The sequence below is a fragment of the Intrasporangium chromatireducens Q5-1 genome, from assembly GCF_000576575.1.
Lineage (GTDB): Bacteria > Actinomycetota > Actinomycetes > Actinomycetales > Dermatophilaceae > Intrasporangium_A > Intrasporangium_A chromatireducens.
This window is the reverse complement of record NZ_AWQS01000420.1, coordinates 1-2,007: the sequence shown is the minus strand read 5'-3', so window position 1 is coordinate 2,007 and position 2,007 is coordinate 1. Positions and strand designations below refer to the sequence as shown.

The window sequence follows — 2,007 nt, the reverse complement described above, 5'->3', positions numbered from 1 at the left end:
CGGTTGGTGGCCTTTCGACAAGTGGCTGGGTCAGGCGTCCGACCCGGAGCGGTACCCGGCGTTGCGGGCGGCCTGCTCGTCGTAGAACCACACGTCCGGCTCGACGTCGTCGTAGCCCTGGGCCCCGGGTGCGAGATAGGTGCCCGAGCCGCGGACCGCCTTGATGGCGTGGCCGAGCGGCTGGGCGCCGTCCTCGATGGGGGCCGCGGAGCCGACGCCGTAGCCGCCGTCGCGGACCTCGTCGTAGCCGGAGACCCGCCGCTGCCGGCGCCCCTGTGAACCGGCGTCCGAGTCATCCTGCCGCCCGAGGTGCTGCCCCTCGTCCTCGTGGGCCGCATCGGCCGAGCCGGCGCCCTCGACGTCGTCGCGGGACTCCTCGGAGCTCTGGTCTCCGTGCGTCGCCTCGTCCTCGTCCGGCGTTGCCACGTGGGGCTGCTCAGGCATGCGAGCGATGACCTCGTCGGCGGGTGCGCCCGCCGCTGTCGCATCGCGGCCCCCGCCGGCAGCAGCTGCGGCAACGAGGTGGTCCGTGTCCGACGACCGTTCCTCGGGCACCTCCATCGTCACGGACTCGTCGTCGCTCGGACCGTTGATCCAGTCGACGACGTCGTCGACAGGGCGCTCGTCGATCGCCTCCTCGTCGACCGGGCCGTTAACCCAGTCGACGTCATCGTCCGAGTCGTCCTCACGCTCGTCACCCGAGTCTGCGACGTTGCTGGGCTGCGATGCCTGCTCGGCCCCCTTCGTGCCCGTGGCGTGCCCGCTGTGGGTGGGGTCGCCGAATTCGGGCCGGCTGGCGAACAGGTCACCGCCGGGGCGGTCGTGGGGGTCCGCGGGACCGGTCGGGCCGGAGGGGGTCATCCGCTCGCCAGTGTTCGCGTCCTCCTCTCCCTGCACGGGCGCGACCGGGCGTGTCCCCCGGGTGTCGCCTGCACCGGCGTCCGCGTCGCGCAGCTCGTCGTCGTGGCGCGATTCCTGGGACCGGTCCTGGTCTCCCGACCCCTCGTGCAGACCGTGGCCCGCAGCCGGCTCGGACGCCACGCCGTGGGTCTTGGGCGCCGCGAACGGGTTCTCCGCGTCAGCGAGGTCGGGCTCGTCGTCCTCGAACGTTGCCGCGCTGATGCCGCCGGCCGCCACCGCGCCGACCGCACTTCCGACACCGACCGCACCGGGCCATGCCGACGGGCGCTGGGCCTCGTCGTGGCGCTCCGGCCCGGTGCCGTCCGTCGCCTCGGCCCGTACGCCGGCGTCGGCGCTGCCCGCAGGGCGGCGCATCTCGTCGCGGGCCGGCACCTCTGCGGTGGTCTTGTCGCCGAACGATGCTGCTGCCTTCTCGTCGGCCGCCCTCTCGTCGCGTGCCCGTGGGCCAGCGAGGCTGTCGTCGGTGTGGACCACACCTTCCGCGCCCGGGTCGCCTCGCCTCGCCGAGTCGTCCACGCGCTGGCCACGCTCGTCGGTCGGCACATCGGGGTCCACCCGGTCGGCTTCCCGCAGGAGGTCGTCCCGGTCGGACTGCACCTGCCCGGCGCTCGACTGGTGTGACTGGGCCTCCTGGTCCAGCCGCTCCGCGCGCGCAGCCTGCTGCTGGGCCTCGGCCGCCCGGGCCTTGGCCTCCTCCAACGCCTGCTGCGCCTCCGCCTGGGTCTGCTCAGCCTCGGCCCTGGCCTCGGAAGCGATCTGCTGCGTCACGGAGGCACGGTCCTTGGCGCGAGTCACACTGGCGTTCCGCGCGGCGGCCTGCGCGCGCAAGGACCTCGCCTGGCGTCGCTGCTCCTCCTCCTGGCGTTTGCGCGACGACCTCACCAGCAGCCATGCGACGATGGCGATGACGACGACGGCAAGCACGATCCACAGGATCAGCTTCTGGGTGTCAGACATGTGGCGCCCCTAACGGTTGGGTCCCTTTCACCGGAAACCTACTGCCCACATGCCCAACTGAGCGCGTCTGACGCGCGCCGCACCATCACGCGTGGTCACGTATGCCGCTGAGCCGGCTCAGCGGCATAC

Annotated in this window: 1 protein-coding gene; it reads right to left on the bottom strand. The window is 72.9% G+C overall.

Annotated features, from left to right (window positions below):
• Positions 1-30: 30 nt before the first annotated feature.
• A complete protein-coding gene (locus N864_RS23890; RefSeq protein ID WP_051518925.1) occupies positions 31-1,878 on the bottom strand; it encodes a sunset domain-containing protein in 1,848 nt (615 codons plus the stop codon).
• Positions 1,879-2,007: the final 129 nt, after the last annotated feature.